Below are 22,548 nucleotides of genomic sequence, written 5' to 3' on the forward strand. Positions count from 1 at the left end.
CTCGTGAAGGAGCGAATAATGCGGAGTAAGTGACTTGCCTTCCCAATCAGTAAAGTTTACTGCGCAACGGGGAAAATGCTGGTTTTCGCGGTACGTCGCTAGAATACCCTGTTTTCCAGTGTTTTTTCTATAGCAACTCCGATAGAGGGGAGGTGGGGTGCCGATACTATAATTAGCTATCAGCGGAAACTGATGGTTGACGATGCAGAACTGCGGGCTTCAGCCGGAAGCTATCAATGTATCTCTTTATCGAACGAGAAATTTGATTTGAAAGCCAACCGAAAGAAGTTGCGACCCCGCCGTGAGGCGGCCGAACGCCAGGCTGTTCGGTGGCAGGAGGATTTTGCTGATTACATCCGCACCGAGTGCCATCTGGCAGCAAATACGGTGGAAGCCTACCGGCGGGATTTGGCGAGGTTCTTTCAATGGCTAGGTTCACGCCGCCTTCAGAGTATGTCGGTGAACGAACTGGCAGGTTATCCAGAGTGGCTCGGTGAGCAGCAGTTGTCGCCCAAGAGCATCACTCGACATGTGGCTTCTCTGAAGGTGTTCTTTCGGTTCGTACAACTCGAAGGTGCTTTGACCGACAATCAGGCAGAACTACTGGGAACGCAAAAGCTCTGGCAGAAAGTGCCCCAAGTCTTGTCGGTCTCCCAGGTGGAGGAGTTGCTTGCCGCACCTCGGAAAGCAGATCCCTGGTTTCTAAGAGACCGTGCAATCCTTGAATTACTGTATGCCACCGGCTGCCGTGTTTCAGAACTCGCCACGTTGAAGTTGCCGGACATGCACTTGGCAGAGCGATACTGCATTTGCCATGGCAAAGGAGACAAACAGCGAATCGTTCCACTAGGTCGCCGAGCCATTGCCGCGGTCGAACATTACCTAGAAAACGAGCGACCACAATTGGCTGAGCGCGGCAAGCAAGTTTGCGATAGAGTTATTCTCTCACCTCGTGGGGCTGGACTTCGCCGCGAGCGAATTTGGGAACTCATCAAACGCTATGCCCTTCGAGTCGGCGTGCCTCGAGAAATCAGTCCGCACTCGTTGCGCCACAGTTTTGCAACCCACCTATTGGGAGGGGGTGCCGATCTCCGACAGGTACAGGAAATGCTAGGTCACGCAAGCATCGCAACGACGCAGATTTACACACATGTGGATCACACTCGGCTGAAGAAAGTGCATCAGCAGTTTCATCCAAGAGCGTAGGAATAAGTTGCGAGTTTCGAGACACGAGTCAAGATTCTCGCAACTCATACATGAAACTTCGACAAAATCTCCATAGCGTGCCACTTGAGCACTGTCACATGCCCCGCGCGAGGGTCGATAGTGAGTTCACTGCCGACGATTTGCCGATTGAAATACTTCCCCATAGTTGGATGCGCGATGCGATCGCACCCACCTTGCCAGATTGAGACGCTGACTCCCTGTATTGCACATAGCTCGAACCCCCAACAACTCCCGAGCAGGCGAACGTCGGTAACTACTCCATCAGGTCCGCACTGCGTTGCCTCATTCAGCATGGCGACCATGTGGTTGTAATATCGAGGATTGCAGAGAATTAGCTTCTTATCCGACGCAGTCCACTCCTTGCTAACTTTTTCGACGACTTTGTCGGGACGTCGATCAAGGCGACGTGAGATCAACTTCACTCCAAATCGTCCCAGACGAGGGTGATTTCCCAGGAACGCGATCGAATTATCTGCACTCCCAGCACAAACCCCTGGTGAGTTTGGCGGAGTATGACCAGAAACTATGGCCACATGCGTAAGACGATCGGGAATCCTCAAGGCACAAGCTGATGCATACGGAGCCCCTCCCGAAAGTCCGAGAATTCCAAATGATGAATCGGAATATCCTAGGCAGTCAGCCAACTCTACAACATTTCGAGGCCAATCCAGGATACATCGTTGAGCCTGGTAAGACGAACTTCCAATGCCTGGTCGGTCGATGGCAATGAGACGGACTCCTGCCTGACATGCTTCCTCCTCGATAAGTCCTGCTTCGATGCAGGATCCTGGCGTACCGTGAAAATAAAAGACGAGCGGCCCAGAGGGTTCACCAAATTCACAGTAACTAAGCACGCATCCACTAGGCAGCCGCCTGCGGCCCCGACGATAGCCGCCGCTGACGGCAGCACCTGCCAGTTTCCCGGAAAATGCACTTGTTAGGAAAGCCACCGAAGTAGCTAATGCTGTACGTCGAGAAATCATCGTTCATACCAAGGTGAAAGTCTAGTTAGCGTTTTATCGGCGCCCTGCGCATTGTAAGCACAATCCAGGGGTTTGGGGGAGAGTGGCACGTTTTGTTCCGAGATTACTGATCAACCGGAAATGCGACGTGGGACGAGCAAGCCCAAGAAAGCAAGTGCCAAGTAAACCCCGGTTGGTTCGGGAACGCTCAGATTGGAAGCAGCCGCGCCAGATCCAGTGAATTGGCGCTGCCAAGCAAGAAAATCGGCCCCATCGGAATCACCGTCGCCATCCGCATCTCCTGCTGTAGTGGATTCATAGGCCGATTGCCAGGTACTTAGATCCGTGTCGTCGACAAAGGTATCCCCATTGAAATCCGCGCTGCTACCCCCGCCGGGCGTGAACAGAAATAGTCCCTCATCCCCATTTGTAAACTCAGCATGGAATAGAAGTTGGTTCTGATTGTTAAATCCTCGAACTGGTCGGCCAAATAAATCATTTGAAAGCAAACTCAAACCGGCCACAATCCGACCGGCGAGTTGATCTCCCTTGCGAGCAATGAGCTCAGGGATTCCTGTGGCGGGGTAGAGCCAGATTCCCGAGTCGTCCGAACCAACTCCTCCTGGTCCCATTTCCAGAGTTGCCGCAATGACGGCACTGCCGTTTGCGTTAGCGGTGTACGCCCCGAGATCTGAAAAGTTGGCTCCTGGGAGTCCAGGTACTCCGCCACTTCCCGTGCGAGCTAAGAGATGATTGCCACTGGACGTGAAACGCCAGATTCCAGAATTGTTCCCGTTATTCACCCCACCTGGACCAGAATTCAGTTCAGCGTGTACTACTAATGCCCCGTTGTCCGCAAATCGAGGTTCGTCGAATGTGGAAAAACTAGCATTAGGTACTTCGGGGACGGTGTCAGTGTTAGCTAGCGCGACCAATTCACCTACTGAGGTCGTGTATCTCCAAAGTCCGCCACTGCCTGACGTCAATTCGGCACGAAAGGCAACTTGTCCCGAATCATTGATGACGGGATGACCGAAAGAACTGAAAGGATTTCCTGTTTCTGGTGCATTGCCTACTGCTTGGCGCGCTATTAGCTCACCACTGCTGCCTGTGTATTTCCAGACACCGACATGGTTGCTGGAATCGATGCCAAGTGTTGCATCGTGCTTTAGTGTCGCCCGTGCCGTCCCTTGGGCATTGTTGTTGATGCTCGGGATACCCAAGGTCGAGAAAGTCGCACTAGGAATACCAGGAACCTGGGAAACTTCTTCCCTTACAATAAGTGAGCCCGTTGAGCCTTGGTAGAACCAAATACCAATGTCATTCGCTAAGGTAATCGTTCCGCCTGAAACCAGCTGGTCTGAAAATGCTGAGTCGCCGTTCTCAGTCGTTCGAATAAAGTTGGGAATCTTCTTGAACTGCCCTCCGGCTACGCCTGGCGTGTCCCCGACGCCCGTACGGGCCAAGAGTTGATTGCCACCTGTCAAGAAACGCCAAAGACCTTGATTCGAACTGCTAGTAACATCTCCTGGGCCTATAGCTAGAGTGGCTCTCACAAGCACATCACCACTGTCAGAAATGGCCACATCCACAAGGTCACTGAAATTAGCATCTGCGATGGCCGGAACCCCTCCGCTTCCCTCACGAGCCTTCAGTGAAAGTCCACCTTCGAATGTGTAAAGCACCTGATCATTGGTTGTCGAAACTCCTCCCACTGCTTCTTGTAAAGTCGCCACGAAGGTGGCATGACCGCTGGAATTGAGGCTCGCAAGGGTAAACGAATCAAACTTGGCACCGGCAATTTCAGCAGCATCACCACCGCTAACGACGATCGTGCCAATTGTGGCGTGAGAGTGTGAAGAAAGCACGACAAGTGACAATACTAGAAAAGACGTCCAGCGCATGATAGGGAACTCCAGGTGCTCAGAATCAAAAGTTGGCTTGCTTCAGAAGGTGTCAGTTTATCTGGGGCGAACTAGGGGTGCAAATTAATTCGAGAATTACCAGAAAATTCTTGAAAATACTCTGCAATTAGCCCTGATGGACACATGTGTCCTACAGCAATGGCCCCGCAAGACGGGCGAAATTCTCTGCTATACGCTCTTTGGCAGGACGGCTCTCCCAGGTCGCCAAGTCCATCAGCTCAGACTGGTCTATGTATTGCTGCTGTAATTCCCGAAGCCGAGCTGTAAACTCCTGGTTATAAATTGCCAGCGATATCTCAAAATTAATCCGCAAGCTGCGTGGGTCGAGATTCAGCGAGCCAAAGAGGCTAAGTTCGCCGTCGACTGTCACGCTCTTTGTATGCAGGAGTCCCCCAGTAAAGTTTGCGATCCGAACTCCGGCATTGAGCAAGTCTCCCTTAAATGCCTGGCTCGCATAACGAACGAGATGGGAATCTACTATCTTTGGAACGATGAGTATCACTTTGACGCCCCTCTCGGCTGCCGATACCATTCCCATCAGCATTGATTCGTTCGGAACGAAGTAGGGGGTTGTAAGTATCAATTCCTTGCGGGCTGCATAGACAGCCGTTACGAGTACCTGTTCGATTGAACCACTAGCATGGCCTGGCCCCGACGGCAGAACTTGAACGGCAGCCTCAGCGATTCTTGGCTGAGGCAATGCGTCCCCATTCTTCTGCAAATCTTCAAGTTGTTCCGTGGATTCGACGTACCAATCCCCTAGAAATGTAATGGCGAGGGGTTCGACAGTTGGACCCTGTAATCGGACCATTGCATCGACCCATTGTCCAACTCCAGAATCCTTCTTGAAATAGCGGGGATCTACCAGATTCAAACTTCCCGTATAAGCTGTTCTTCCATCAATAACCACGATCTTGCGATGCAAGCGAATATCCATTCTCACAAAAGCCATCCGCAAGAGGCCCCCAGAGAGTGCCTCTTGAATTTGTACGCCCGCATCCTTCATTTCAGCGGCAAGAGGACTCCGCAGAAAGGTCCGACTCCCCATGGCATCCAAAAGTACACGGCAGTCAACCCCACGCTTACTTGCACGAACCAACGCCTCAGCAACTCTATCTGCCTCACCACCCAAATGCCAAATGTAGAATTCCAGATGACAAGTACTTATTGCCGCATCAATGTCGGCAATCAAATGCTTGAACACGGCTTGCCAATTGTCAAGGAGTTCAATCTGGTTGCCAGGGAGAGCGGGCATATTGAGTGTCCGCTTGCCAAGGTGCGCGAGTTGTTCATGCTCTATAGGAAGTCGCAATGGATGATCCTCGAAGCGGTGCTCCAATTCAGCGAGCCAGTTGCGAAACGGTGCCAAGAGCTTTGTTGATCGCCCTATGCGGTGTTGGCCCAATTTAAGTTCGGCCATCATGATATACAACGCGGGACCTACAACAGGCAGACCAAAGATTATCAGAACCCACGCCAACGTTTCTCCGACCGGCCTCCTTCGCATGACGACACGCAGAGCCAATATGACCTGGAGTGCTAAGTGGATTAGGAAAAGCGGCAGATACACAGGCCAATGTGATTGTTTGAGGTATTCGAGCATGGCAGTTAGGATAACATGAGTAGGAGTCTACGAAGAGTGGAGATTGTCGCAATCAAAGGTCATGTTTTGTCTCCTAGAGTAAATTCCACTACGAGTGGTAGATGATCCGACGCTACGCGGGCTAGTGCCGTGCGACTGGCATACGCATGATGCACATGAAGCGGCCCGCGGTAGTAAATGCGGTCTAGCGGCCGCATCGGAAAGAGTGCAGGAAAGGTGCGATGCATCCCCCCTGCGTTGCGATAGCCGACCGGTTCCAAGACCTTTCGCCCCAGCCTTCCCCATACGTCGTTGAAATCACCACCCACGAGAATCGGTGTTTCGCTATGAGCGTTGGCCAGCAAATGGTGTTTGAGAAGCTTTTTTAGTTGAATCGTTCTTTCAGGTCCGGCCAATCCCAGATGCATATTCGCCAACAGCAGTGAACGTGTATGTTCTCCGATCGAAAGTTTGCAACGAGCCAGAAGGGCTTGCCTACGTTTCTTCAATGGAACTGATAGGTTACAGTTTTCAACATCTTTCAAGGGAACTCTGCTCAAGATGGCGTTCCCATAACAGCCCTGTTTTAGATGAACATTGCGCTGATAGGCCACGTGATGCAGGTCGAGCGCCTCAGCCAGCATTTCTGCCTGATGATGGCGGTTGGATCGAGGAACATCTTCATCGACCTCCTGCAAGAAAACTATCGTAGGCTCTAAGTGGGCCAGGGTCTCGATAATCCGCTCAGGTCGGTACTGGCGATCCCGCCCGCCGATTCCTTTGTGGATATTGTAAGTAACTACGCGAAATTGCATGCCGCAATGATAACCAGGAGCAACCCAGGATAACCAGGACGGCAAAGACAAATTTTACGCGGCGTTGCGACGTTCCTCTTCTGTGGGTGGTGGAATCGTCTGCTTGCCAAAGCGTTTACGACTCAGGTGATTGGCAAAATCGATCACCCCAGGGAAAAAGCGTTTGGCGAAATAGGCCAGCTTGGCATAGGACTGCGTTACCACCAAAGCATCGTTTCGGAGAATACCCCGAATTGCCCGGTCGGCAATCTTCTCAGGTGATGTCAGCATCCAGGCAGGTGGTTGTTTTGAGAAAGGACGAGATTCACTTCGGGGTGCCGTCGCGAACAATTTCGTATCGACAAAACCTGGGCAAAGAGTAGTAACTCCTAAACCTGTTCGAGCATATTCTGCACGCAGAGATTCCCCAAAGCCTACCAATCCAAATTTGCTAGCCGTGTAGGCCGCCAATCTGCGCGTTCCAATCAACCCGTAAAAGCTCGCAACATTGAGTATGTGGGCTTCAGGCTGTGACAGTAAGGTAGGAAGTAAGAGACGAGTGATATGCATAGGAGCATGCAGATTGATTGCCAACAATTTCTCACAGTGCTCGGCACTCATCTCATCGGTTTGTCCGAAATACGTAATGCCTGCGTTGTTCACTAACAGGTCGAATTTTCCCCAGCGAGTGAGCCCATACTCGACGACTGTGTTGATCTGCTCAAGATTGCCGACGTCGCACTGGCGGCCCACGGAAATGACACCTGCACGTCGAGCTTCGCTTACTACCTCTGCCAATTGACTAGAGTCGATATCGACCAAGTAGAGATGCATACCTTCCTCGGCTAATCGCAGAGCGATCGCCCGGCCGATTCCTGAGGCTGCCCCCGTCACGAGTGCAATCTTGTTGTGCAAGTCTTGCATGTGCGGTCTCCTAATTGTCAGACGAGTTGATTAGTAGACTATCACGCCGCCGCGCGATAGCAGTCTTCTGTCGAATTCTGTTGTAGCCTCGGCGGAACTACGGTCTTGCTAAGTTGAAGACGATCTTCGCCCCTCAAAAGTGCCACCCCCCAGTTGTTCAGAAGGTATTTGCCCCCATTGTAGACGGAGCGGTATTTTTCTTTCCCGGTAAGTACCGGAACATTGGTCGGCACAATTCTCAGGTTGAATGCCAGTCGATATCGATCGGTGATATTAGCCGGCGAACCGTGAATACATCGTTCCGTGAAAATGATAAACTGCCCTGATTTGACGGGCATGGTTACGACTCGCTCGGGATCACGATCGAAATCAAGTGAGAAATTGGCGTTATAGAATCCTTCATCTCCTCCGAATTTGATCTTGTGAATCCGGTCATGCGAGCCGCGAATGAATTGCATGCAGCCATTTTCTGGAACCGCATCATCGACTGCGACCCAAACGGTGAGCTGAAACATTTCATCAGTACGTGGCGGGTAGATTGCCGGGTCGAGATAGTCCTCGACCATAAAAGTGCTGGCTTGATGGAATTGGATCGCAGGGGCACCGGGGCCTTTATAGAAAAGCTGCGTTCGCCAACAAAGCAAATCTTGCCCAAGCAACTGGGCAGCGCGTTCCACAATTGCAGGATGATTCATACATTCCCACAGTCGGGCCGATTCCAAATGTCGATCGCGCGGCGTGACAAAACCATAAGTCTGTGATTTTTCTTTTTCGACAGCAAGCATCTCCTTACGGAGTTGTGCCATCTCTTCTTGACTAAAAGCATCAAAAGGTCCGATGAACCCATCCCGATGAAACTGATCAAACTCCGCCTCCGTCATGCGGAACTCCGGATTGACCTGTGCCTTGGGTAGATGCTTGCCAGTGATATCGAAGGTGCAGGGCTCATCGATATAGGCCTGCGTGAGGCCGCTCTTTATGAGGGTCCAAAACATCGAGTAGTGCCAGTTCTTGACGATCGCCTTAAGATCGCGAGGAAGAATTCTGCGAGGCAGGTGAAGTGCCTTGTAGGCAAACAAGAAAGTCAGTGCAGGAAGGATCAAGGCCCGCTGCCAAAGGGGTCGAAGTTTCGGATGCATGTTCATAGAGATGGCGACCAAATGCACGATGGAAAGGAGCTTCCCAGCGTTGGCCTGGTGGCCAAGACTAGGGTCTTTTCCCACGAGTGGTTGAGAAACCTGCGGGATACTACTACAGAACATTCTTCGGATATTCGTGGTTCTGAGGTGTAGAAAATTCGTTTCCATAGTGATTCCTGCCGTATTGGCCGGTAGCTTGTACCAAAAAAAGAACAAAAAACCACGAGGAATGATTTCCTTGCTGCTAGCAGTGCTGCTACAATCGGGTCAGTGATGCGAAGGTACTGTGAAGAGGCACCAGTAGCTTACATTCGCACTCTTGCTAGTCGGTTGTCATGGTTCCGAATTCTGCTCAGAAAGATTCTCATTCTATCCAACGCCGATTACGGCCCCGGGCTGATATTTCTCAATCAGGTCAGGCTGTGTCGGAAGAAGACTTGGAATCCTTTCGGTTCGATGTGACTGCTGGGAAAAAGCTGCGGATTGACGGTGGCTCATACTCGAAGAATGGCTCACATCCGTGCACGGCTCAACCTCAGCAAGTGGGACCGCAAGTCTTCTCGAATATTCTCGAAGAACCACAAGCAACGGCCAGCGTTCCTCGAATTCAGATAGCGGCGAAAAGGTCCTCTCAGCAGGGACGTAAGAAGTTTCCTTCCTGGGCGGCTAGCTTGTTTTTGCACGTCTTATTCATTTTATTTTTGGCCTACTTTACGTTCTCCGCATTCGATCCGCAGGTTGACTTTACACTATCCCTGGAATCGGAAGCTTTCGTTGAAGAGGACGTCGAACTTCAGGAGATTGAGTTTGATCCCCTGGAAGAGATCGAGTCCGATGTGAATCAATTGGCCAGTGAAATACAAGAAGCATCCCAGATATCGGCCAGCGAACTGAGTGCCGAGGTAGCGCTGGCAGATATGTCAAACCTTTCTGGTTCAGAAAATCTTGGGTTGGGAGAATTGTCTGGATTGTTCGGCGCACGCGGCAACGCGCTCAGCGAAATGCTCCCTGCCAAGGAAAAGCTTACGGCCACTTTCTTTGAGACGAAAGTCGAGGGGCGGCGAATCGTTTACGTCGTCGACAACTCGGGAGGTATGCGAAGCGGCGAACTGGAAACACTCATAGACGAATTGATGAAGAGTGTCGAATCACTCAGCGACAAACAAGAGTTCTATGTAATTTTCTATAGCGACTCGCTATATCCGCTTTTTTATCCCGATCCGGTTCAGCGATTCGTTCCAGCTAATGATCGGTTTAAGGAACAATTGCGCAGATGGCTCGATACGGTAGAATTCTGTCAGGGAAATGTCGTAGACAATGCGATTGAGGCGGCCACTCTCATACGTCCCGATGTGGTCTATCTCCTAACGGATGGCGATTTGGATCAAACGCGCGATCAGCGGAGGCTTACTTTTTTGCTCAACCCTCAAGGACGTCGCTTTCCGATTCACACATTTGGGATGGGTACCGGTGAGAAGGGGAGAGCAGCCGAAAAGCTGCAACAAGTGGCAGAGGCCAATTACGGGAAGTTTCGTGCGGTGAAAATCTCCGCTGCCGCCAAGAACGCTGCTCTCAGGAAGAAACGTCCCTACCACGATAAGGAACCCGGAGACATCTGGGGCCGCAATGTAGGGAGCAGTTGGGGAAAACGTTAGCTGGCGCAAAAAAAGCGGGTCTCGGACGAGCCAAATACACATTGACTTGATAGGTCGGTCAGGGGCAATTGCACCGACACACCACAGTTCGTCCGAGACCCCGCGGGCCAGTAAAGGAGAGGCTCGAGGCGAGTCGGAGGACTTCTCGAACCGACCCTTTTAGAATGCACACATCGTGCCGATATCCTATCCACCAATTCTGTCCGGCCACGGTTCAATGCCCTAACCAACTGACACCAAAAGACTTAGCGTGAGACAACGCTCCTCATTTGGACTCTGTTTTCCCTTGTAGAGCTGCCATAAGATAGGCAAAATCACTTGGGCAAAACGCCACATTTCTTCCGGAAATGGGTAATAATGCCTCCTAATTTCTCAGTACTGAGAGAATTCGTTATTGTGAGCATTTCTTGTCTCACATCGAGACAAACAGAGAAGTGACTTGTTTGCAACCAGTTTCTTGCATTGGACTTACGACAAGTAGTGCGCCTTCTCTCATTTACAAGTTGATCAGGTATTCCAATGGGGTGGAAAAAGCAGGAAAACTCAAATCGAGACGTTCTTGTACGTTAGTTTCTCATAGAAAGGAGGCTCCGCTTCAAACACTCAGAGTGCGTAGTTCGTATCAAGAAATGCGGTTATATTGCTCCAGACTTCAGTCACCCTCGCCCCCAATGGAATCTACAGTGCCCAATTACCCCTCCCAAATAGGTCCTCTTCTGTGCGGAAGAGATCAACCGCTACTGTGGATTGCAGGGCCGTGCGTGCTGGAGAGTAGAGATTCGGCACTAGAGATTGCCGAGGAGTTGCAGCGTGTGGCTCGCCTGTTGTCGGTTCAGTTGATATTTAAGGCCTCTTTCGACAAGGCCAACCGTACCAGCAGCAGTTCCTATCGTGGCCCAGGACTCGATGACGGGCTAAAGATTCTCCATGATATCGGCCAGACTACCGGGTTGGCTATTACGACCGACGTCCATGAATCGCAGCAAGCCTCCGCTGCGGGGGAAGTATGCGACCTATTGCAAATCCCTGCCTTCCTCGCGCGCCAGACAGATCTCCTGGTTGCTGCTGCTCATACTGGTAAGGCGGTTAACGTGAAGAAGGGCCAGTTCATGTCCCCTGGCGATATGCAATTTGTCATTGCCAAACTTGCAGATGCCGGTTGTGAAAACATCTTGCTCTGCGAACGAGGAACTTTTTTCGGGTATGGTAGATTGGTGAACGACATGCGAGCCATTCCCCAGATGCAGTCCTTCGGAGTGCCCGTCGTATTTGACGCGACCCACAGCGTCCAAGAGCCTGGCGGGCTTGGCGGAGCAACGGGTGGCAATCGCGCGATGGTAGAACCTTTAGCCCGCGCAGCAATGGCAGTCGGTGCGGAAGGATTATTTACAGAGACCCATCCTGACCCCGACAAATCACCAAGCGACGGTGCAAACATGATTCCTCTGTGCCAGATTGAGTCGGTTATGCGACGTCTCGTGGCCATTAGGCAAGCGACCGCCCAAATTGAGTGAGTGACAGAGTGAATAGAAACAACATCATAATATTTGGCGCAATCGTCTTGGTCGTTGGCCTCTTGGCTGCTGTCAGTTGCAATGATAGTTCTTCGCGCTCAAGGCTTGGGCGATCGGCAGGCAGGCAGTCGCAAGCTCGACAGGATAACATGTCGGTGCTCCTGGAGACCGTCGCCAAAACACTCAACGCACTGCCCGACGAGACGGTTCTCGACCTCGTTCCCCCAGTGCCGATTCTCGATGATTCTACTAGCGCAGACGGCAAGGAAGTATTGGCAACGCTCGACGTGAATCCCCAGGACCCGGAGGGAGGCTACAACTATCTCTCCGTTCCTGCCGGCAATGGGAACTTCCGAGGATTGCATGTTCAAGCAGGCGACATCGTGCGCTACTTTATTGACTACGACGAAGAGAGTTTCGAACATGGCGGTGGTGTCGAGGTGGATTATGTCGAACTGCCCGTAAGGCGACTCGATACAAACAACTCCCAAAATGCACTGATCCTGGATGTCTCTCTTAGTGGCCCCGTGCCTGAACCTCATCGAATCGAGATCTGGCGTTTTTCTGATCGGCGAATGAACGAGATTCGCCTGCGGCTAACACGCTATATTCGCCAACGCAGACCAGCTATCGCCTGGGAGCCTACTCCCGACGAAACTGCGCTAGTGCAGTTGACGGATCGTGTAAATCAGTGGTTCCGCAATTTAAAGGCGGATCAAGTCGACTGGCAGCCGAGCGATTTAATTGACACTCTACCGCAGAATATTCGAGACGCGGAGTCAATTGCTCCTCTAGTCACCCCAAAGGCACTCCGCGAAGGGCTCTTCGATTTGGCAGATGTCCGCTCCCTCCAGGAGGCGATCTGGCTCCGTGATATCGGAAATTGGGCTAAGAAAGATGCGTACGAAAAGGTAGATATCGCTCTAGCATTGTTCGATTGGACGATTCGCAATATTCAACTCGACGAATCCGATCAGCCAGGATTTGTTCACCAGCCGTGGCAAGCACTCATGTACGGCCACGGGTCAGCAGAGATGCGTGCATGGGTCTTTGCAGGCCTCTGCCTCGAGCAACAACTTGATGTCGCAATGCTCTCAGTCAATGAAGAGGGGAAAGATCCCAAGTGGTGGCTCCCTGCACTGGTGGTCGATGGCGAGCTCTACTTGTTTGATACTCGCCTTGGACTACCGATTCTGGATGCGGAGGCTGAACAGGTCGCTACGCTGAGCGAGGTGATCGCTGACCCTAGTCTCTTGAGAAATCTGGACCTGGCTGACGAGTATCTCTACCCCTACACCAAAGAGGATTTAAGTCACATCACAGCGAGCGTCGTAGCCACGCCACTACAACTTTCACGGAGGGCTGCAGCCTTACAAAATGCCCTTCAAGGGGAAGATTTTGTCGTGCTAAGTTCTCCCCCCAGGGGGCTCCCTGAAGCACTTAAGAAACTAGAGAACATCGCCGAAGTTAAATTGTGGGCGTATCCCTATGAAGAGCGGCTCGCTGAAGAATCGATGAAGAGACCTCAGCGCGAATTGGCAGCCCAGCAAGTCTTGGCGTTTTCACAACGGCCACGTCTTTGGAAAGCACGCGTGCTGCATTTTCAAGGCACGAAGCCGATTCCTGTCTCCCAGCAGGACGATCCGCTGGCCCAACCGCGACTGGGTCACCGAGAAGCATTACAGCAATATCAAAATGGCGACATTCGCACTCCCGACGCGGTGCTTGACCAGTTTGACGCCAGCAAACAGATGATTTATCGAGCAATCAAATACTCGGCCAGCTACTGGCTGGGCCTGTTGAGCTACGACGAAGGTAAATTTGAGGTGGCGGAAGACTGGTTTCGGCGGCGAACGTTGGAAGCCCACTCGAATGGGTTTTGGACCCCGGGTGCCAATTACAATCTGGCACGCACGTTGGAACAACTTGGTCGAAATGAGGAAGCCATCGAAATCTTGGAAGCCGATCAATCACCACAACGATTCGGCAATCTCCTCCGTGCACGCAGAATCACTGCTACCGAGAAGCCGGATAAATCACCCGCAGACTGAGATCGGAACCGCTGCGCGATGATCAACCTTTGGAAACGCCACTGGTTCCTTATCTTGTTGGGAATCGTGCTGCTCGTTGGAATGGCATTTCCTTATGCCTGCTCCAGATTTGCCTTCGCGATTCCCAAGAACTGGGTCATCGCCGTGGTACTCATGCTCATGGCGCTGCCTCTGCATATCGACGCGATGTGGAACGCGGTGCGTCGCCCGGGACCTGCCTTTCTTGCCGTGGCCATCAATGCCATAGTCGTCCCCCTCTTAGCCTGGCCGTTAAGTTTTTTGCTCAAGGGGGAACTTGCAATTGGTCTCGTGATTGCTGCCGCAGTCCCTTCTACTATCGCGTCTGCCACGGTTTGGACCCGATTGGCCGGGGGCAACGAAGCGATAAGCATCATGGTAACCGTCGTCACGAATCTGGCTTGCTTTCTAGTTACTCCTGCTTGGGTGTGGTTTATCATCGGGCGGGTAAGCAAGACCGAACCCTTTTCTGAAATGGCAATCAAGCTTTTGTTAATCGTGGTGTTGCCGATTATGGTTGCCCAGCTATTGAGATTGATCCCAGGGGTCTCGCGTTTCGCCACCGAGAAAAAGCCCCTGTTGAGTATCCTGGCTCAGGCGGGCTTACTGTCAATTGTGTTGCTGGGCGCCGTTCATGCAGGAATGCAGCTTACAGCACTGCATGGAAAACTGGCCGGGATTACTGGGCAAATTGCATTGATGATGGTCCTGGCAGCCACAGTGCATGTGGTAGCTTGGTTCTTGGGATATCGGGCAGGGGGGTGGCTCAGATATTCGCCAACTGACTCGCTGGCAGTGGCCTTTTCAGGGAGCCAAAAGACCCTGATGGTCGGGCTGGCGATCGCATTGGAATTTGGCGGGTTGGCCATCCTGCCGATGCTTGCCTATCACATCGAACAATTGCTGATCGACACACTACTTGCAGGGCGCTACCAAGTCAGCGATCTTGTAGCCGAGCACGCGCCTGATTGACGAGGTCCTGCACGCGCTGGTGAGCAAGGTCCTTGATCTCAGCGGTCTGCAAACCTTCGTATTCCAAGGGCGCGCCGATCTCAACAGCCACTCGTAGTTGCTTGAGCCCTGCGATGCGTTTGATATGGGCCATGAACGACTCTGCCTCGAAGTAGGCCGCGTCGTTGTCATAAGCGATCCCCATCGGCAAGATTTGAGAATCCGAGCGTCGGGCAGCATTGAACGCTCCGTTGTGAAACGGGCGAACTTCATCGCCAGGATACGCGGTCCCTTCAGGGAACATAGCAACCGCTTCGCCCCGTTCCACGACGTGTGCGACTTCCTTTAAGACGGCTGCACCACTACGGCGGGAAGTGCGGTCGACGAACAGCGTACCAATGCGCCGGGCACCAAAGCCGATGACCGGCCAACTAGCCACGTCATGGCGGCTGATGCAATGGGCCTCGACCGTGGCCAGCACGACGGGAATATCCATCCCCGAGCGATGGTTGGCAATAAAAATACGGCCTCGACCATCTTCATCGCATCCGTGAACCAACTTGCCGCTGTCATCCGAATGACTGTGTGCTTCGACATGGACACCGAATATCCACAGATTGATTCCTGCCCAGCGCGGCACCCAACGATTGATCACTCGAATTCGGTTTCGCTTGCCGACGAATAGTAGGTTGAATTCAAAGAAGATCCAACACACAACCGTGTTTACTAGGAAAGCAAAAACTCGAAGGCCGAATCGCAAAGAATGTAGCAAGGATTAACTTTCGACTAGTGTTCGGCTGTTTTCATCAAAGTTAGCCATGGCCAGAAAACCATAGTTGATGCTCTCGTAAGTACGATGGCCTTTCGGCCATGGCTACCAAAATAGAGTTCTAATTGGCGATGAGTATAGCATCCACTCCTATTTTCGCCACAGCACCAATGTGCTATGCACCATCATCGCTCCCATCCCAACGGCAAATACGACAAGATCGGTGAGCGCAGCCTGTTGCACGCCAAAGCCCAATCGGGCGACCCAGGTAGCAACTCCCGCGACCGCAGTCCCTATCAGCACCATCCACCCTCCTGTCACACGATTCACAGCGAACCACTTCTGGGAATCCGCCAAAGTCGAGCGTGTACGGAACCCATACACCCGATTCGGCGGCACTTTGCCGAAGTAGAGAGGCACCCCCAACACGACCAGCACCCCCCCGACGACCAGGTAGACGAACAGGATGGCGGTAGCGGGATCGACTTGTTGCATGGTGAGATAGTTTTACTATGGCCAGGCTGAGCAGGAAAACCCATGTTGTTTCTATACGAGTCTGCAATTTATCGATTTGAGTTCATTGGCTCTAAATCCAAGAAATTGAGGTACTTGCTCGCGGAAAATGGCGATTCTCGGCCCTTGTCTATTCGACATAGTACTTGTATTATGTGTAATTCAAAATCGTTCCTCAACGGAAACTGTGATAGACCAGGCGGACACATACTGATGTCAAGCCGGGAGCAAGTACGATGCAAACAGACATTCATCCTAAATATTTTGAGACCAAGGTCACCTGTGGCTGTGGCAACACGTTTACGACGGGCAGTGTCCGCGAGGAACTGAAGGTCGATATCTGCAGTGCCTGCCATCCGTTCTATACGGGCAAGCTTAAGTTCGTCGATACGGCGGGCCGCATTGAGAAATTCAAGAATAAGTTTGCCAAGGCCGGTTACGCCAGCCTCGGCAAAGGGAAAAAGGCTAAGGACGACAAGAAGTAGCTGGGGTTATGGATTTGTCTTTCCTAACCTTTAGTCTCTAAACTCCAGCCCCTTCCATGCGCGACCTCTTAGAAGAAAAGCTTGCTCGCTTCGTTGAACTTGAGCAGCAGATGTCCGATCCCGAGGTCATGGCCAGCTCTCAGTTGATGGCCGCTGTGGCGCGCGAACATGGCTCTCTCGCAAAATTGGCGACCAAGTATCGCCGCTTCAAACAGCTCAATAACGAGATCGTAGAGACTCGTGATATGATCGAGGGGGAGGACCTCGACATGAGGGAGCTTGCAGAACAGGAACTTCCCACGCTCATCGACGAACGGGAAAAACTCTGGAACGAACTGCTTGAGCTCACTCTTGGGGGAGCTGATGCCAATCGCACCCGTTGTGTGATGGAAATCCGTGCTGGAACCGGCGGTGATGAGGCGGCCCTGTTTGCTCGTGATTTATACGAGATGTACAAGCACCACGCCGAGGCAAAGAGATGGAAGATCGAGGTTCTTGATCACAGTCCTACTGAGTTGGGTGGATTCAAGGACATCACTTTGGCGTTGGAAGGGGAGGGCATCTATCGTGAGCTACAGTACGAGAGTGGTGGACATCGAGTCCAACGCGTTCCCCAGACTGAAACACAGGGCCGCATCCACACCTCTGCGGCAACCGTGGCAGTGATGCCGGAGCCAGAAGACCTTGAGATCACTATATCCCCGGATGATTATCGGCTCGATAAATTCTGTGCGAGTGGCCCCGGCGGTCAACATGTAAACAAAACTGAGTCGGCAGTCCGACTTACTCACCATGAAACTGGCATCGTGGTTCAATGTCAGGATGAAAAAAGCCAGCACAAGAATCTTGCCAAGGCTCTGCGAGTATTGAAAACAAGGGTCTATGAAGCGAAACGGGAAGAGGAAGATCAAAAGCGGGCAGATGAACGCAAGACGCTGGTCGGCTCCGGGGACCGCAGCCAGCGAATTCGAACCTATAATTTCCCTGATAATCGTATCACAGATCACCGCATTGGGCTGACACTCTATAAACTGGATCAGGTGATCGCCGGCAACATGCAGCCGGTCACCGATGCCCTGGTTGATTACGACCGCCAGCAGCTCCGCGATGCCTTTGGCGCAGACGAATAATGCGCAAGCTAGAAGCGTAAACTCAACTCTTAGGAGAATCCAAGCAATTGGCCGACGAGCAAACTACTGCCGAGCCATGGACCATTGGGCGCCTATTAACCTGGACAACCGACTTTCTGCGCGGCAAGGGTGCTGACAGCCCACGGCTGGATGCCGAGGTACTGCTGGCCCACGCCCGTGGCTGCCAGCGGATAGAACTCTACACAGCATTCGACGAAGAACCTTCGGAGTCCGTCCGCACGACTTTTCGTGAGCTGGTAAGTCGACGCGCAACAGGTACTCCGGTTGCCTATCTGGTTGGGCAACGCGAATTCTTTTCGCTCAGTTTTGAAGTAACCCCCGACGTGTTGATTCCACGTCCTGAGACCGAGCAACTGGTGATTCGCGCCCTCGATCTGGTTAAGGAAGTAGATTCAGCAGAGACTCTCAGAATTGCCGACGTGGGGACTGGGAGCGGCGTTGTTGCCATCTGCTTGGCCACGCATCTCAAAAACTGTCTTGTGACCGCAATCGAAATCAGTCCGACTGCCCTGGCGGTCGCCCAGCGCAACGCTCGGAAGCACGGCGTTGCCGAGCGGATCGATTTTCTCACTGGCGACTTGCTGGAGGCCTTACCTGCAGAGGAGCAATTCTCAATCGTGGTCAGTAATCCCCCATATGTCTCATCGACCGAGATGGCGGAGTTGGCCCGAGATGTGAGCGAACATGAGCCGCACCTGGCGCTTGATGGTGGTGAGCAGGGAACGCAGGTGATTGAGCGGCTCATAGCTCAGGCTCCCAAGTACCTTTGCAGCGAGGGATGGTTGCTGCTGGAAGTGGGCTCATCGAATGCAAATCGCGTGGAGGAACTTATTTCACAAAACCCAAGCTTGGAGCTTCACGAAACGTTGAAAGATATTGCCGGCCTTTCGCGAGTCGTGCAAGCCAAGAGAAAGTAGGTGATACTTATGGATAAAGCAGTCCAAGATCCTCTTCGCTGGATCGCGCTGGTGATGCTCAAGGAATCTGAGTTACCCAAGTTCGACAATGTCAACAAGTTCATTGGCGAGAATTTTGCGAATCCACCAACATTGCAAGTGGCTGGCTCAACCGACAATCTATTCACTTGTACCATTGGCGAGTACACGGCGGCGGTGACTCTGGTTCCCCGACCCGTCCCTCCATCGCAATTGGAAGGCCCATGTGCAACGGCGTGGTACTGGCCAACGGCAAGTGAGGCCCTCCGCGATCACCAGGCCCATCTGCTGGTGGCATTGGTGGATGAGGGAAGCAAGTCGATCGAAAAAAGCATCGCACTCACTCAACTGGTAGGTGGATTGCTGGGTTCTTCTGCAGCCGAGGGCGTGTTTTGGGGACCGGGCCGATTGGTCCATCCCACTCAGGCTTTCCTTGAACAGGCGACTCAGCTTACTCCGCAAGACCTGCCGTTGTTCTTGTGGATCGACTTTCGCGTGGAGCGTGAGAGCGACGACAGCTGCCGACTATACACCACCGGAATGGAAGCACTCGGCAAGACCGAGTTGGAAGTTGCCAACTTCACAGGCGAGCCTCAAACGCTTCTCGAATACGCCTACAACGTGGCCCACTACCAACTCTGCAAGCAGAAGCAGATCAACGAAGGAGACACGGTTGGCCTGACCGAAGAAGTACAAGCCGTCGCCCATCTAGGTAAATCGATGTTCGATCCCGAGTTGGATGTGATCCAGTTGGAGTTTCAGTCATCTGTTGATTGAGACTCATGCGAGCCAGAAGCGTAAGCGTCTGGAGCTTGCGGCAACTGCTCCAGGCACTAACGCTTCTGGCTCGCCGGGGATTGCTTCAGGCTCGTCTGCTTACGCTTCTTCGGCCTCACCCCCACGATATATCTTCTGCCGAAGAGGATTACGACTACTCGTAAACGGTCCCTCGGTGGTGTCGTCTTCGAGGGCCATCGCCATCATTTGTAGCTTGGCGTCAAGGTCATCGGCGTGGTGGACGATCAAGGCTTCGGGGGTCATGGGGGGTTTCGGAGAGCCCCATTCAGGGAGCCGTTGGTGGGCGACGATGATGTGCTCAAGCCGCAACAATTTCTCATCCGAGATCGTGTTCTCCTCGGCCGTCTCGCGGATGATGTCGCGGCCTTGCAGGATGTGGCCGATGAGGGTGCCGGCGGGGGTGTACTCGGCACCGGCGGGGGTCGTGCTGAGTTCGCGAACTTTGCCAATATCATGTAATATTCCGCCCGCAATCACCAGATCCTTGTCTAATTCCATTTCGGGATACAGCTCGGCATACTTATCTGCAAAGTACACGCACGTCTTAGCCACACTTAACACATGCTCCAGAAACCCGCCGACATGGGCATGGTGATTGAATTTGGCCGCTGGGAGAGTGAGCAACGTCACCTGATACTCTTCGAGTATCGCCTGCACAAAGGTCGAGACCTCTGTGTCTTCGATCAGGTCTTTGGTAAGCGCGATTAGCTCCTCGTACATCTCGTGTGGATCGAACCTCGAACTCGGCAAGCACATCTCCGGGCGGAAACCCTCTGCCGCATCCGCCTCGACGACGACACGAATCTTGCGGATCTCCAACTGCGGGCCATAATCGGTTTCCCGATAGAGTGCCCGTAATTTGTAGAATTCGCCGACCGTCCATTGGTCGCGACAGACGGTCGCCCAGCTTGTGTCATTCCAAATCGGAAAACTCACCTCGCGATGGGCATCACGAAAAGCCACCTTGTAGTAGGGCTTGCCGTTCTTGGTGGTCAGTTCTTCTTTCGCCGAGAGCAGGGCGAAAAAATCGGCCTCCTGCCCGTTGGTCAATTCAGAAAGTGGCGTGAGCGACGAGGATACGTCCCCGCCATCAAAGAGAGAAGTTTGGGCGTTAGACATTATCAAGACCTTTCGAGCGGAATCTTTCACTCAACCTTATTCACTCAGTGGGGCAAATCGTACTCGTTCCACAAGCTTGTGTTGCTCACCATTGTCGTCCATGTAGCCAGTTATGGCGGTGATCGCATTCATGGCGTAGCGATATTTTAGATTGTAGTCGGCATCGATCTCCACTTCCTGGTCCGAGGAGCCGGGCCCCGCGTCGTCGCCGATGAGGCTGCGGATTCGCGATTGCAGATGATAGAAAGGGGTATCCCCGTCGAGCGCCACATCTCCAAACTGCACACGAGCTAGTTCTCCTTCGGGAGTGGCCCGCAGCCGAACCCGCAGGAGCGGCGTCTCGCTCACGGCGCTGGCTGTGCTGGTCTGGGCCGAGGGCATACGGATATTGAAGTCCCCTTCGGGCAGTACGATTTTAAACGTAAACACAAAGAACACCATCAATAGAAACACGATGTCAATCATCGGCGTCATCTGCAAGACAATATGCTCACGGTGATCTGTGTTACGAAATTTCATTTTGAATAATCTGGCAAGCCGGTTGCGTAAGCTTCCGGTAGAATTAGTTCATTGTAAGTAGTTAGTCACTTCGTGTTCCCCTTCGGGACGCGGCTAAGCCATCGGAATTCCGCATTCATTCCCCACGAATTGTTCGGATGTCGCTTTGCTTGCCGCGGAGGGCGAATTTCTCGAAACCGAGTTGCTGACAAATCTGGATCACGCGCTGGACCATGCCCGTCTTGGCATCTTCGTCTCCACGGACAATTATCGTGACATCACCAATGTTCTTGGTTGTCAATCGCTTGATGATCTGCGTTTCCTGCAAGAGAGCCGAACGGAGGGCTCCGATAGTCACGAGCTCTTTACCACCGTAAATGAAATGGTCGTCGTCGGTGATATGGATCGTCAATGGCTGTTCATAGGGCGATTCGGGAGGGCGGGCAAGTTCGCTAGCCGGCAGAGTGACTCGCTGATCTTGTTCGACTTCTGAGAAATTGATCACAAACATAAAGAAGGCGATCAGCAAAAACGCCATGTCGATCATAGGGGTCAGATCCCCCTCTACGATTCCGTGCGGTCCCCTCGACTCGATGCGCATCGATATAGTACTCCGACGACTGCTATGGCTGAGTAGGCTGCTTTTGGAATCGACTCATGAGGCCTTCGCTAACAATTCCAACCTCAAGCACCAATCTGGCCATCTTGTTACGCAGCAGATTGTACGCGGCCAGAGCGGGGATCGCCAAAGCCAGACCTACAAGAGTCGTGTACAGGGCCGTTGAAATACCTTCGGCCAGATCTTGGGGGTTTGGAGCGCCGGCGGTTGTGTTAGCAATAATCTTGAAGGAGCTGATCATTCCGCTCACAGTACCCAATAGCCCGATCATAGGACTTAGTGAGCCGATCAACGCGAGATAGCTAAGCCGATGTTCCATTCGCATGTTTTCTACTTCGCCAACTTCTTGCATCGCTTCGATGGCCTGCGTATAGCCTACGGAAACCTTTGACAGCCCAGCCGAGAGAACGTGACCCAGGAAAGATTCATCGCTCTTGGCCAAATCGTACGCTTGCTGATATTGCTTCGCGTCGAGTTCCTTCTCAAACCCTTCGACAAGCGTGCTGGGGATCACGTTCTCTTTGCGAGCTGTGATCAGGTTCATCACGAACAGTGCTACCAGCGAGAGCGAAAGTCCAAGGAACACTAGCCCAAAGAACCATCCCAGGGAACTTGCAGCCTTTTGTAGGTAGCTCACTTGCTTGACAGTGGGTTCTGATACCACGGTGTCTCCTGTGGCAGCGGCTTCTTGTGCTGATGCGTGCGGAAACTGGAAACAAGAAACAAACACCGCCAATGAAACAAGGGCGTAAACAGACCGGCGCCAGCCGCGCTGAGAGAAAAGTAAAGTGTTGTTGGCCAATTGCATGGTCTAGAATGCTCCAAGTTAAGGGAGTTATTAGGGGAACTCTAATCTACCGTGTTGAGTTGATTCTCGCCACGATTAATTCCTCAGCCTTTTTCGCCTAATCGGTTCATC

Annotated in this window: 21 protein-coding genes; 9 read left to right on the top strand and 12 right to left on the bottom strand. The window is 52.5% G+C overall.

The genetic code is table 11. The features are described from left to right. Nucleotides 1-192 precede the first annotated feature (192 nt). Nucleotides 193-1,206 carry a site-specific tyrosine recombinase XerD gene (gene xerD, locus Pr1d_RS01320; RefSeq protein WP_148071822.1) on the top strand — a complete coding sequence of 338 codons (1,014 nt, stop codon included), beginning with the start codon at nucleotides 193-195 and terminating at the stop codon, nucleotides 1,204-1,206. A gap of 44 nt (nucleotides 1,207-1,250) precedes the next feature. Here xerD and Pr1d_RS01325 read toward each other — a convergent pair whose 3' ends face one another. From Pr1d_RS01325 to Pr1d_RS01350, 6 genes are all read right to left on the bottom strand, one after another. After that, complete coding sequence (locus tag Pr1d_RS01325) at nucleotides 1,251-2,210, bottom strand: alpha/beta hydrolase (protein ID WP_148071823.1); 960 nt, start codon at nucleotides 2,208-2,210, stop codon at nucleotides 1,251-1,253. A 110-nt stretch (nucleotides 2,211-2,320) separates the two neighbouring features. Beyond that, the gene (locus Pr1d_RS01330) at nucleotides 2,321-4,093 is read right to left on the bottom strand and encodes a DUF7453 family protein (RefSeq protein ID WP_148071824.1); all 1,773 of its coding nucleotides are present in this window, start codon (nucleotides 4,091-4,093) and stop codon (nucleotides 2,321-2,323) included. A 151-nt stretch (nucleotides 4,094-4,244) separates the two neighbouring features. Further along, nucleotides 4,245-5,717, bottom strand: a complete 1,473-nt coding sequence (cls, locus tag Pr1d_RS01335) for a cardiolipin synthase (RefSeq protein ID WP_148071825.1) — start codon at nucleotides 5,715-5,717, stop codon at nucleotides 4,245-4,247. Nucleotides 5,718-5,776: 59 nt separating this feature from the next. Next, nucleotides 5,777-6,511 (bottom strand): endonuclease/exonuclease/phosphatase family protein, encoded by a 735-nt coding sequence (locus Pr1d_RS01340; protein ID WP_148071826.1) that lies wholly within the window; start codon nucleotides 6,509-6,511, stop codon nucleotides 5,777-5,779. A gap of 54 nt (nucleotides 6,512-6,565) precedes the next feature. After that, the gene (locus tag Pr1d_RS01345; protein ID WP_148071827.1) at nucleotides 6,566-7,414 is read right to left on the bottom strand and encodes an SDR family NAD(P)-dependent oxidoreductase; all 849 of its coding nucleotides are present in this window, start codon (nucleotides 7,412-7,414) and stop codon (nucleotides 6,566-6,568) included. Nucleotides 7,415-7,455: 41 nt separating this feature from the next. Beyond that, nucleotides 7,456-8,676 carry a phytanoyl-CoA dioxygenase family protein gene (locus Pr1d_RS01350; RefSeq protein WP_168204996.1) on the bottom strand — a complete coding sequence of 407 codons (1,221 nt, stop codon included), beginning with the start codon at nucleotides 8,674-8,676 and terminating at the stop codon, nucleotides 7,456-7,458. 299 nt (nucleotides 8,677-8,975) lie between these two features. Between Pr1d_RS01350 and Pr1d_RS01355 the strand changes: the two genes are divergently transcribed. The 4 genes from Pr1d_RS01355 to Pr1d_RS01370 all read left to right on the top strand — a co-directional run bounded on the left by Pr1d_RS01355 (nucleotide 8,976) and on the right by Pr1d_RS01370 (nucleotide 14,763). Beyond that, nucleotides 8,976-10,208, top strand: coding sequence for a VWA domain-containing protein (locus Pr1d_RS01355; RefSeq protein WP_148071829.1), 1,233 nt, complete (start codon nucleotides 8,976-8,978; stop codon nucleotides 10,206-10,208). Nucleotides 10,209-10,879: 671 nt separating this feature from the next. Then, on the top strand, nucleotides 10,880-11,722 hold the full coding sequence (kdsA, locus tag Pr1d_RS01360; protein WP_148071830.1) for a 3-deoxy-8-phosphooctulonate synthase: 843 nt from the start codon (nucleotides 10,880-10,882) through the stop codon (nucleotides 11,720-11,722). A 149-nt stretch (nucleotides 11,723-11,871) separates the two neighbouring features. Then, a complete protein-coding gene (locus tag Pr1d_RS01365; RefSeq protein ID WP_148071831.1) occupies nucleotides 11,872-13,773 on the top strand; it encodes a tetratricopeptide repeat protein in 1,902 nt (633 codons plus the stop codon). An 18-nt stretch (nucleotides 13,774-13,791) separates the two neighbouring features. Next, nucleotides 13,792-14,763, top strand: a complete 972-nt coding sequence (locus Pr1d_RS01370) for a bile acid:sodium symporter family protein (protein ID WP_148071832.1) — start codon at nucleotides 13,792-13,794, stop codon at nucleotides 14,761-14,763. Here Pr1d_RS01370 and Pr1d_RS01375 read toward each other — a convergent pair. Together Pr1d_RS01375 and Pr1d_RS01380 are read right to left on the bottom strand one after the other, a co-directional pair. Further along, a complete protein-coding gene (locus Pr1d_RS01375; RefSeq protein ID WP_148071833.1) occupies nucleotides 14,729-15,457 on the bottom strand; it encodes a lysophospholipid acyltransferase family protein in 729 nt (242 codons plus the stop codon). The two genes, Pr1d_RS01370 and Pr1d_RS01375, sit on opposite strands and share 35 nt — an antisense overlap. Before the next feature lie 204 nt (nucleotides 15,458-15,661). Continuing rightward, nucleotides 15,662-16,006 (bottom strand): SdpI family protein, encoded by a 345-nt coding sequence (locus Pr1d_RS01380; protein ID WP_148071834.1) that lies wholly within the window; start codon nucleotides 16,004-16,006, stop codon nucleotides 15,662-15,664. A gap of 254 nt (nucleotides 16,007-16,260) precedes the next feature. Here Pr1d_RS01380 and rpmE point away from each other — a divergent pair, with 254 nt between their 5' ends. Genes rpmE through Pr1d_RS01400 form a run of 4 tightly spaced genes read left to right on the top strand, consistent with a single transcriptional unit; the run spans nucleotide 16,261 to nucleotide 19,372 of the window. Then, entirely contained in the window at nucleotides 16,261-16,509 is a 249-nt protein-coding gene (gene rpmE, locus Pr1d_RS01385) for a 50S ribosomal protein L31 (protein WP_148071835.1), read from the top strand. Between the two features lie 56 nt (nucleotides 16,510-16,565). Next, nucleotides 16,566-17,639, top strand: coding sequence for a peptide chain release factor 1 (prfA, locus tag Pr1d_RS01390; protein ID WP_148071836.1), 1,074 nt, complete (start codon nucleotides 16,566-16,568; stop codon nucleotides 17,637-17,639). A 47-nt stretch (nucleotides 17,640-17,686) separates the two neighbouring features. After that, complete coding sequence (gene prmC, locus Pr1d_RS01395) at nucleotides 17,687-18,577, top strand: peptide chain release factor N(5)-glutamine methyltransferase (RefSeq protein ID WP_148071837.1); 891 nt, start codon at nucleotides 17,687-17,689, stop codon at nucleotides 18,575-18,577. A 9-nt stretch (nucleotides 18,578-18,586) separates the two neighbouring features. Next, on the top strand, nucleotides 18,587-19,372 hold the full coding sequence (locus tag Pr1d_RS01400) for a DUF4261 domain-containing protein (protein ID WP_148071838.1): 786 nt from the start codon (nucleotides 18,587-18,589) through the stop codon (nucleotides 19,370-19,372). 99 nt (nucleotides 19,373-19,471) lie between these two features. On the opposite strand, the gene Pr1d_RS01405 is transcribed toward Pr1d_RS01400, so the two are convergent. The 4 genes from Pr1d_RS01405 to Pr1d_RS01420 form a co-directional block, all read right to left on the bottom strand. Continuing rightward, on the bottom strand, nucleotides 19,472-20,512 hold the full coding sequence (locus Pr1d_RS01405; RefSeq protein ID WP_148071839.1) for a 3'-5' exoribonuclease YhaM family protein: 1,041 nt from the start codon (nucleotides 20,510-20,512) through the stop codon (nucleotides 19,472-19,474). Nucleotides 20,513-20,548: 36 nt separating this feature from the next. Further along, nucleotides 20,549-21,031 (bottom strand): ExbD/TolR family protein, encoded by a 483-nt coding sequence (locus Pr1d_RS01410; RefSeq protein ID WP_148071840.1) that lies wholly within the window; start codon nucleotides 21,029-21,031, stop codon nucleotides 20,549-20,551. Between the two features lie 115 nt (nucleotides 21,032-21,146). After that, nucleotides 21,147-21,611: an ExbD/TolR family protein gene (locus tag Pr1d_RS01415; RefSeq protein WP_148071841.1), complete on the bottom strand. Its 465-nt coding sequence runs from the start codon at nucleotides 21,609-21,611 to the stop codon at nucleotides 21,147-21,149. Between the two features lie 22 nt (nucleotides 21,612-21,633). After that, on the bottom strand, nucleotides 21,634-22,437 hold the full coding sequence (locus tag Pr1d_RS01420; RefSeq protein ID WP_148071842.1) for a MotA/TolQ/ExbB proton channel family protein: 804 nt from the start codon (nucleotides 22,435-22,437) through the stop codon (nucleotides 21,634-21,636). Nucleotides 22,438-22,548 lie beyond the last annotated feature (111 nt).

The sequence above is a fragment of the Bythopirellula goksoeyrii genome, assembly GCF_008065115.1.
Taxonomy (GTDB): Bacteria; Planctomycetota; Planctomycetia; order Pirellulales; family Lacipirellulaceae; genus Bythopirellula; species Bythopirellula goksoeyrii.

Coding starts and splice junctions, on each gene's coding strand:
- xerD (WP_148071822.1), top strand. CDS start 193: ATGGTTGACGATGCAGAACTGCGGGCTTCAGCCGGAAGCTATCAATGT.
- Pr1d_RS01325 (WP_148071823.1), bottom strand. CDS start 2,210: ATGATTTCTCGACGTACAGCATTAGCTACTTCGGTGGCTTTCCTAACA.
- Pr1d_RS01330 (WP_148071824.1), bottom strand. CDS start 4,093: ATGCGCTGGACGTCTTTTCTAGTATTGTCACTTGTCGTGCTTTCTTCA.
- cls (WP_148071825.1), bottom strand. CDS start 5,717: ATGCTCGAATACCTCAAACAATCACATTGGCCTGTGTATCTGCCGCTT.
- Pr1d_RS01340 (WP_148071826.1), bottom strand. CDS start 6,511: ATGCAATTTCGCGTAGTTACTTACAATATCCACAAAGGAATCGGCGGG.
- Pr1d_RS01345 (WP_148071827.1), bottom strand. CDS start 7,414: ATGCAAGACTTGCACAACAAGATTGCACTCGTGACGGGGGCAGCCTCA.
- Pr1d_RS01350 (WP_168204996.1), bottom strand. CDS start 8,676: ATGTTCTGTAGTAGTATCCCGCAGGTTTCTCAACCACTCGTGGGAAAA.
- kdsA (WP_148071830.1), top strand. CDS start 10,880: ATGGAATCTACAGTGCCCAATTACCCCTCCCAAATAGGTCCTCTTCTG.
- Pr1d_RS01365 (WP_148071831.1), top strand. CDS start 11,872: ATGTCGGTGCTCCTGGAGACCGTCGCCAAAACACTCAACGCACTGCCC.
- Pr1d_RS01370 (WP_148071832.1), top strand. CDS start 13,792: ATGATCAACCTTTGGAAACGCCACTGGTTCCTTATCTTGTTGGGAATC.
- Pr1d_RS01380 (WP_148071834.1), bottom strand. CDS start 16,006: ATGCAACAAGTCGATCCCGCTACCGCCATCCTGTTCGTCTACCTGGTC.
- rpmE (WP_148071835.1), top strand. CDS start 16,261: ATGCAAACAGACATTCATCCTAAATATTTTGAGACCAAGGTCACCTGT.
- prfA (WP_148071836.1), top strand. CDS start 16,566: ATGCGCGACCTCTTAGAAGAAAAGCTTGCTCGCTTCGTTGAACTTGAG.
- Pr1d_RS01400 (WP_148071838.1), top strand. CDS start 18,587: ATGGATAAAGCAGTCCAAGATCCTCTTCGCTGGATCGCGCTGGTGATG.
- Pr1d_RS01405 (WP_148071839.1), bottom strand. CDS start 20,512: ATGTCTAACGCCCAAACTTCTCTCTTTGATGGCGGGGACGTATCCTCG.
- Pr1d_RS01410 (WP_148071840.1), bottom strand. CDS start 21,031: ATGAAATTTCGTAACACAGATCACCGTGAGCATATTGTCTTGCAGATG.
- Pr1d_RS01415 (WP_148071841.1), bottom strand. CDS start 21,611: ATGCGCATCGAGTCGAGGGGACCGCACGGAATCGTAGAGGGGGATCTG.
- Pr1d_RS01420 (WP_148071842.1), bottom strand. CDS start 22,437: ATGCAATTGGCCAACAACACTTTACTTTTCTCTCAGCGCGGCTGGCGC.